Below are 7,787 nucleotides of genomic sequence, written 5' to 3' on the forward strand. Positions count from 1 at the left end.
CCCGGCGGGAGCAGCCAGAAAATCGTGCAAACCCCTTGGTTTGCGCCACCCACATGGGTGTCTTGCAGCTTGTTATCGGGGCCGGCCTGACCGGCCACCAATAACGGAAAAAGGCCGGTGGCATAAGCCACCAGCCATCAGCCCTTCGCTCAACGCTCGGACTGGAGTCGCAAGGTCGAGATTACTTCAGCTCGACTTTAGCGCCAGCTTCTTCCAGCTTCTTCTTCGCGTCTTCAGCGGCTTCTTTCGAAACGCCTTCAAGGATAACCTGAGGAGCGCCGTCGACTTTCTCTTTGGCTTCTTTCAGGCCCAGACCGGTCAGTTCACGAACGGCCTTGATCACGTTTACTTTCTTGTCGCCAGCTTCGGCCAGAACGACGTTGAACTCGGTCTGTTCTTCAACAGCGGCAGCAGCGCCAGCAGCTGGGCCAGCAGCAACAGCGGCAGCAGCGGTAACGCCGAAGGTTTCTTCCATCGCTTTGATCAGTTCAACAATTTCCAGAACGGTTTTCTGGCCGATCGCTTCGATGATTTGTTCGTTAGTCAGAGACATGACTTAAATCCTGTATTGGGGTGACAGCCTACGCAGCCATCAAATTAAACGTATGATTTTGAAAGAGTTGCGTGTGCCTTAGGCAGCAGCAGCTTCTTTCTGGTCGCGCAGAGCTGCCAGGGTACGAGCCAGCTTGCTGGTTGCACCTTGGATTACGCTCATCAGCTGTGCGATAGCCTCGTCGCGAGTTGGCAGGGTTGCCAGCACGTCGATCTGGTTAGCGGCAAGGAACTTGCCGTCAAACGCAGCTGCCTTGATCTCGAACTTGTCCTGACCCTTGGCGAACTCTTTGAACAGACGAGCAGCAGCGCCCGGGTGTTCGTTGGAGAAAGCAATCAGGGTCGGGCCTTTGAACGCGTCGTTGAGGATCGAGAATTCGGTACCTTCAACAGCGCGCTTGAGCAGGGTGTTACGTACGACACGCACGTACACGCCGGCTTCGCGGGCCTCTTTACGGAGTCCGGTCATTGCGCCTACAGTCACACCACGGGCATCAGCCACGACAGCGGACAGAGCGACTTTGGCAGCCTCGTTGACTTCAGCGACGATGGCCTTCTTGTCTTCGAGTTTAATTGCCACGGGTTTACTCCTGGTTTTTACCGTTTCATCTGGCCGAAGCCGGATGTCGTTTTGGTGTCTGATTCGGTAACGAATCGGGAGCACCATCTGCGTGGGCTGGTTTTTTAAGGCTTGCGCCGCCTACGGTCTTGGATAGCCCCCGCCAGGCAGGGACCCCAATTTTTGCTGGTGGCGCGACAGGTCGCGCCACCAAGTACTTACACGTTCAGCGAGCTCTGATCGATGACCAGACCTGGGCCCATGGTGGTGCTCAGGGTAACGCGCTTGACGTAGATACCTTTCGAGGAAGCCGGCTTGATACGCTTCAGGTCAGCGATCAGGGCTTCAACGTTTTCCTTCAGCTTGCCAGCTTCGAAGCCGACCTTGCCAACGGAGGTGTGGATGATACCGTTCTTGTCGGTACGGTAGCGAACCTGACCAGCCTTGGCGTTCTTGACGGCGCCGGCTACGTCTGGAGTTACGGTACCCACTTTCGGGTTAGGCATCAGGCCACGAGGACCCAGAACCTGACCCAGCTGACCTACAACGCGCATGGCATCAGGCGATGCGATAACGACGTCATAGTTCAGGTCGCCGCCTTTCATTTCGGCAGCCAGATCGTCCATACCTACGCGGTCAGCGCCGGCAGCCAGAGCGGCTTCAGCAGCTGGACCCTGGGTGAAGACAGCAACGCGAACGGTCTTGCCAGTGCCGTGTGGCAGCACGGTAGCGCTACGTACGACCTGGTCGGATTTACGCGGGTCAACACCGAGGTTAACGGCGATGTCGTAGGATTCTACGAACTTGGCAGCCGGCAGCGAGGCCAGCAGAGTGGCCGCTTCTTCGAAGTTGTAGGCTTTGCCTGCTTCGATTTTTTCGGCGATTGCCTTTTGGCGTTTGGTCAGCTTAGCCATTACACACCCTCCACGTTCAGGCCCATGCTGCGGGCAGAGCCAGCGATGGTGCGTACAGCAGCGTCCAGGTCAGCGGCAGTCAGGTCAGCCTGTTTGGCTTTGGCGATGTCTTCCAGCTGAGCGCGGGTAACGGTACCGACTTTAACGGTGTTCGGGCGAGCCGAACCACTGGTCAGGCCAGCAGCTTTCTTCAGCAGAACCGAGGCAGGGGTGCTCTTGGTCTCGAAGGTGAAGCTACGGTCGCTGTAGACAGTGATGATCACAGGAGTCGGCAGGCCGGCTTCTTGACCCTGGGTACGGGCGTTGAAGGCCTTGCAGAATTCCATGATGTTCACACCGTGTTGGCCCAGTGCTGGACCAACGGGTGGGCTTGGGTTGGCCTGGCCGGCCTTAACTTGCAGCTTGATGTAAGCCTGAATCTTCTTAGCCATGAGCTACTCCAAAATCGGGTACGAACGCCTGATGGCTCCCCGGATGACTTGCGTTTTATCCCAGTGACGACAAAACCCCGCAGCACACAGGGCTGCGGGGTATGGGATGCTGCGTTCGCCTAGACCTTTTCGACCTGGCTGAACTCGAGCTCTACCGGAGTAGAGCGACCGAAAATGAGCACTGCAACCTGCAGGCGGCTCTTCTCGTAGTTGACCTCTTCGACGCTACCATTGAAGTCTGCAAACGGACCGTCAATGACCCGAACCACTTCGCCCGGCTCGAACAGCGTCTTCGGCTTCGGCTTGTCACTACCGTCGGCAACGCGACGCAGGATAGCTTCGGCTTCTTTATCGGTGATCGGTGCAGGCTTGTCTGCAGTACCGCCAATAAAGCCCATCACGCGAGGGGTATCCTTGACCAAGTGCCAAGTCCCTTCGTTCATCTCCATCTGGACCAGAACATAGCCAGGGAAGAATTTACGCTCGCTCTTGCGCTTCTGGCCATTGCGCATTTCGACGACTTCTTCGGTCGGGACCAGGATCTCGCCGAAACCGTCTTCCATGCCAGCCAGCTTGACGCGCTCGATCAAGGAGCGCATTACATGCTTCTCGTAACCCGAGTAAGCATGCACAACATACCAACGCTTAGCCACGGGACACCTTTAGCCAACGATCAAGGAGACCGCCCAGCCGAGCAGGGAATCAAGACCCCACAGCAGCAGTGCCATAACCAGCACGACAGCCACGACAATCAGCGTGGTCTGGGTGGTTTCCTGGCGGGTCGGCCACACGACTTTACGAATCTCGGTACGAGCTTCCTTCGCCAGCGCAAAGAACGACTTGCCCTTCGCAGTCTGCAGAGCTACAAAGCCCGCGACAGCAGCCAGGACGAGAAGTGCAAGGACGCGATACAGGATCGGAGAGGCGGAGTAATACTGATTACCCACTACGCCGACAACCACCAAAGCCACTACAGCCAGCCACTTGAACAGATCAAAACGCGATTCTTGGGCTTCAGTTTTGGGAGTCATCGAGGAGGATCCTGTGAGAAGAAAGCCATCACACCGAGGTGAAATGGCAGGTCAGGAGGGAATCGAACCCCCAACCTACGGTTTTGGAGACCGTCGCTCTGCCAATTGAGCTACTGACCTGTAACGCTGTATCAGGCCGGCCATTATACCGGCCTGATCAAGTAAATCAACTACTTATTCAATAATTTTTGCTACGACGCCGGCGCCGACGGTACGACCGCCTTCACGGATAGCGAAGCGCAGACCGTCTTCCATTGCGATGGTCTTGATCAGGGTGACAGTCATCTGAATGTTGTCACCTGGCATTACCATTTCAACGCCTTCCGGCAGTTCGCAGTTACCGGTCACGTCAGTGGTACGGAAGTAGAACTGAGGACGGTAGCCTTTGAAGAACGGAGTGTGACGACCGCCTTCTTCCTTCGACAGAACGTAGACTTCTGCGGTGAACTTGGTGTGCGGCTTGACCGAACCTGGCTTGACCAGAACCTGGCCACGCTCAACGTCGTCACGCTTGGTACCACGCAGCAGAACGCCGCAGTTCTCACCAGCACGGCCTTCGTCCAGCAGCTTGCGGAACATTTCAACACCGGTGCAGGTGGTGGTCGAAGTGTCACGCAGACCAACGATTTCCAGCGGATCCTGAACGCGGACGATACCACGCTCGATACGACCGGTAACAACGGTACCACGACCCGAGATCGAGAATACGTCTTCGATCGGCATCAGGAACGGCTGGTCAACGGCACGAACTGGCTCAGGGATGTAGGCATCCAGAGTTTCTACCAGCTTCTTCACAGCGGTAGTACCCATTTCGTTGTCGTCTTTGCCTTCCAGCGCCATACGAGCCGAACCGATGATGATCGGGGTGTCGTCGCCTGGGAAGTCGTAGGTGGACAGCAGGTCGCGAACTTCCATCTCGACCAGTTCCAGCAGCTCAGCGTCGTCTACCAGGTCAGCCTTGTTCAGGAAGACCACGATGTACGGAACGCCTACCTGACGGGACAGCAGGATGTGCTCACGGGTTTGTGGCATCGGACCATCGGCGGCCGAGCAAACCAGGATCGCGCCGTCCATCTGGGCAGCACCGGTGATCATGTTCTTCACGTAGTCAGCGTGACCTGGGCAGTCAACGTGAGCGTAGTGACGAATGTTCGAGTTGTACTCGACGTGAGCGGTGTTGATGGTGATACCGCGCGCTTTTTCTTCCGGAGCCGAGTCGATCTTGTCGAACTCAACGACTGCCGAACCGAATACTTCGGAGCAGACGCGAGTCAGAGCTGCGGTCAGAGTGGTCTTACCGTGGTCAACGTGGCCGATAGTGCCGACGTTAACGTGGGGAAGGGAACGATCAAACTTTTCCTTAGCCATCGATACAATCCTCCGCAGAAGAAATAGTCTTGCGCTGATAAAACAAAGGCAGATATTTTCATATCTGCCTTGTTTATATGGAGCTCTTGAGCGGACTTGAACCGCTGACCTCACCCTTACCAAGGGTGTGCTCTACCAACTGAGCTACAAGAGCGAAACACTTTGTGCAAAATCCGGCAAACTTGGAGCGGGTAGCGGGAATCGAACCCGCATCATCAGCTTGGAAGGCTGAGGTTCTACCACTAAACTATACCCGCGGAGCTTGCGGCTCTCGCTAAAACTGGTGGAGGGAGAAGGATTCGAACCTTCGAAGCTCTCGCAACGGATTTACAGTCCGTCCCCTTTGACCGCTCGGGAATCCCTCCAGATGTGGCCGGCATTCTATTTGTCTGCCGTCCTAGTGTCAAGCGTTTTTTCAAATTTTTTCAATCAAATCTGAAACTTAGCTGCTTTGACACCGCTTCCGGTTGTACCACCTGAGTGGCGTTCCCTGTGAAGCGGGCGCCATTCTATCAAGCTATTCACCAGTTGCAATACCCTGGCAGAAAATAATTTTGTGTTTTAAGTCTTTGAAATCATTGGAAAGAGCAGCGAGCACGGTTTGGTCCAACAAACGCTCGCTTTCCGGGGCAACCTTGAGCCAGCGACCCTCCGCCCCCGGGAGCTGCCCCATCACCGGTAGCGTGGCAATATCCAGGCTCAACAGGCGCTGACGCAGCGCGTCGATTTCGCCCTGCCCCATCACGCCGCCCACTACCAGGCACTCATCCCGGCGCTTGGGCGGTGTCGATACGCCCGTTTCACGCAACAGACGAATTTCCTGCTGATTCCCCTTGTACAACGACAGAGGGGCGACTTCCTTGACCTTCAGCGGGGCTTCCTGCTGATGCCACACGTAATAAAAGACGTTGAGCACCAGCAACAACAGAAACAACCAACGCATAGGCACCTCAATTCAATGGGCAGGCCATGGCCAGGCCAACGAAAACCAGGTCAGGCACGACACGCGCCTGCGGCACGGCCTCCCTGACCAGCGGCGCATCGCCGCCTGTAAGGAACACCGCGAAATCTTCCCCCCACAGGGCACGCGCCTGCTCGAGCTGGGTACGTGCAAAGCCCTGGAGCATCAACACGCATCCGCGCTCGACCGCTTCTACGGTCGAGCGACCAGGCGCCAGGCTGGTCAATGCACGTTCGGCGGAGGCATCGTCATAGCGGATACGCCGGGTATGCGTGCGCAGCTGACTACGCATCAATGGCATACCCGGGCAGATGTAACCACCTAGGTGCTCGCCGTCCGCGGCTACAAAATCCGCTTTTGCAGCTGTACCCAGGTCAATGACCAGGCAAGCACCTCTGGCCAGATGGAACGCCCCCAGTGCGGCCAGCCAACGGTCCATGCCCAGGCGCTGGTAATCGTCATAGCCATTGCGCACACCGGCCATTTCCCGGGCCGGGTGCGCCACAAGTGCCTGCACGGCAAACGCCTGGGTAATCAAGGCGCAAAGCGCGTCGGTTTCATCCTCGCTGCGCACGCTGACAATACGGCAGCCAGTCAAACGCACCGAAGCCAGTGCAGCCACTTCAGCCACCAAGGCCTGGTCGGAGTCGACGATGCCGCCGCTCTCAATCGCCGCATCAGCGACATGGATTACCCGCCACTTGATGAAGCTGTTACCGCAATCGAGCTCAAGAATCATCACGCAACCTCAAACTGAGCTCACCACCACTGAAGCTCTTTTCCACCCCGTCCACCTCAAGGCGCAAGCCGCCCTGCCCGTCGACGCCTAGAACCACGCCATCAATACGCGTGCTACCGGCGATCAGTGAAACGTTGCGCCCTTGCCAGAGGTGCGCCTGCTCCCATTCTTCCTGGAACGCGGCAAAGCCATAGCGACGATGCCGGGCCAATTCATGCTGCAATTGCTGACTGAGCAACGCGACCAGGCGGTTACGATCGATTGTCGTCCCCACTTCACGGCGCATCGAAGTCCATTCCTGGTCGACTTGATCGTTGGCCTGCATGTTCACATTGATACCGATACCCAACACGACATGACAGACGTCTGCCGGGTCGCCGACCAGCTCCAGGAGAATGCCGGTGATCTTCTGGCCGCGAACAAGGACGTCGTTGGGCCACTTGAGCCCCACATCGTTCACCCCAAACACCTGTAGCGTGCGCATTACCGCCAACCCAACCACCAGGCTCAGGCCCTCGAGTTGGCGCATGCCGCCATCCACACGAAGCACCAGGCTGTAATACAGGTTTTCGGCAAACGGGCTGACCCATTGCCGACCGCGTCGGCCACGGCCGGCGCTCTGCCGTTCGGCAAGAACCAGAAACGGAGCCGCTCGCCCCTCACCGGCCAGACGCAGACCTTCGGCGTTGGTCGAATCAATGGTTTCATGGATGAAAACGGGCCACTGCTCGCCGGTAGCAAACCCGGCGATCGCCTGCGCATCGAGCAAGGCCAATGGCGCCGCCAGTTGATAGCCGCGCCCACGGACCTTGTGAATGGTGAGGTTCAGTTCACTCTCCAGGTGCTGCAGCTGCTTCCAAACGGCGCTGCGACTCACCCCGAGGGCTGCCCCCAGAGCTTCTCCGGAATGGAACCGGCCATCCTTGAGAAGATTCAACAACTTCAGCATGCCAGTCTCGACTTGGAATAAGGCAGGCATGATAGCTATGGGCTGTTGGCTTGCATAGGAAAAGGGCCTGTCGACAGGGGCGAGCGGACATTGTTGCTGCCTGGTATCCGACCGATGCAAGCGCAGGCGGCGTGGTTGGCCAGGTAGATCGGGGTTGCAGGGTTGCAGCCGCTGTGCGACCGATCGCGACGCAAGGCCGCTTTTACAGGGTCACGATTGTTTAGGCAGCGCAAAGACAAAACCCCTACCTGCATGCGCAGATAGGGGTTTTGCGAAATGAATC

At 57.2% G+C, this 7,787-nt stretch carries 10 protein-coding genes and 4 tRNA genes; all 14 read right to left on the reverse strand.

Features of this window, described 5'->3' with window-relative positions; all coding sequences use genetic code 11:
- Positions 1 to 181 precede the first annotated feature (181 nt).
- Positions 182 to 553, reverse strand: coding sequence for a 50S ribosomal protein L7/L12 (gene rplL / locus ACLEJP_RS16550; RefSeq protein ID WP_440808074.1), 372 nt, complete (start codon positions 551 to 553; stop codon positions 182 to 184).
- Between the two features lie 78 nt (positions 554 to 631).
- Entirely contained in the window at positions 632 to 1,132 is a 501-nt protein-coding gene (rplJ, locus tag ACLEJP_RS16555; RefSeq protein ID WP_003257082.1) for a 50S ribosomal protein L10, read from the reverse strand.
- Between the two features lie 197 nt (positions 1,133 to 1,329).
- On the reverse strand, positions 1,330 to 2,025 hold the full coding sequence (gene rplA / locus ACLEJP_RS16560; protein WP_013970629.1) for a 50S ribosomal protein L1: 696 nt from the start codon (positions 2,023 to 2,025) through the stop codon (positions 1,330 to 1,332).
- Positions 2,025 to 2,456, reverse strand: a complete 432-nt coding sequence (gene rplK / locus ACLEJP_RS16565) for a 50S ribosomal protein L11 (protein ID WP_003255500.1) — start codon at positions 2,454 to 2,456, stop codon at positions 2,025 to 2,027. The genes rplA and rplK overlap by 1 nt, the downstream gene beginning before the upstream one ends.
- A 119-nt stretch (positions 2,457 to 2,575) precedes the next feature.
- Positions 2,576 to 3,109, reverse strand: a complete 534-nt coding sequence (gene nusG / locus ACLEJP_RS16570) for a transcription termination/antitermination protein NusG (RefSeq protein ID WP_003255501.1) — start codon at positions 3,107 to 3,109, stop codon at positions 2,576 to 2,578.
- A 9-nt stretch (positions 3,110 to 3,118) separates the two neighbouring features.
- Positions 3,119 to 3,487: a preprotein translocase subunit SecE gene (gene secE / locus ACLEJP_RS16575; RefSeq protein ID WP_003257081.1), complete on the reverse strand. Its 369-nt coding sequence runs from the start codon at positions 3,485 to 3,487 to the stop codon at positions 3,119 to 3,121.
- 44 nt (positions 3,488 to 3,531) lie between these two features.
- Positions 3,532 to 3,607: transfer RNA gene (locus ACLEJP_RS16580), tRNA-Trp, on the reverse strand.
- 54 nt (positions 3,608 to 3,661) lie between these two features.
- Positions 3,662 to 4,855 carry an elongation factor Tu gene (tuf, locus tag ACLEJP_RS16585; protein WP_013970634.1) on the reverse strand — a complete coding sequence of 398 codons (1,194 nt, stop codon included), beginning with the start codon at positions 4,853 to 4,855 and terminating at the stop codon, positions 3,662 to 3,664.
- 78 nt (positions 4,856 to 4,933) lie between these two features.
- Positions 4,934 to 5,009: transfer RNA gene (locus ACLEJP_RS16590), tRNA-Thr, on the reverse strand.
- A 29-nt stretch (positions 5,010 to 5,038) separates the two neighbouring features.
- Positions 5,039 to 5,112: transfer RNA gene (locus tag ACLEJP_RS16595), tRNA-Gly, on the reverse strand.
- A 24-nt stretch (positions 5,113 to 5,136) separates the two neighbouring features.
- Positions 5,137 to 5,220, reverse strand: a tRNA-Tyr gene (locus ACLEJP_RS16600).
- A gap of 152 nt (positions 5,221 to 5,372) precedes the next feature.
- Positions 5,373 to 5,798 carry a hypothetical protein gene (locus tag ACLEJP_RS16605; protein WP_440808076.1) on the reverse strand — a complete coding sequence of 142 codons (426 nt, stop codon included), beginning with the start codon at positions 5,796 to 5,798 and terminating at the stop codon, positions 5,373 to 5,375.
- A 7-nt stretch (positions 5,799 to 5,805) separates the two neighbouring features.
- Positions 5,806 to 6,555, reverse strand: a complete 750-nt coding sequence (locus ACLEJP_RS16610) for a pantothenate kinase (RefSeq protein WP_440808077.1) — start codon at positions 6,553 to 6,555, stop codon at positions 5,806 to 5,808.
- On the reverse strand, positions 6,545 to 7,504 hold the full coding sequence (gene birA / locus ACLEJP_RS16615; RefSeq protein ID WP_440808080.1) for a bifunctional biotin--[acetyl-CoA-carboxylase] ligase/biotin operon repressor BirA: 960 nt from the start codon (positions 7,502 to 7,504) through the stop codon (positions 6,545 to 6,547). Before birA ends, ACLEJP_RS16610 begins: the two co-directional genes overlap by 11 nt.
- Positions 7,505 to 7,787 lie beyond the last annotated feature (283 nt).

It is taken from the genome of Pseudomonas sp. SMV7, assembly GCF_052041995.1.
In the GTDB taxonomy this organism is placed as follows: domain Bacteria; phylum Pseudomonadota; class Gammaproteobacteria; order Pseudomonadales; family Pseudomonadaceae; genus Aquipseudomonas.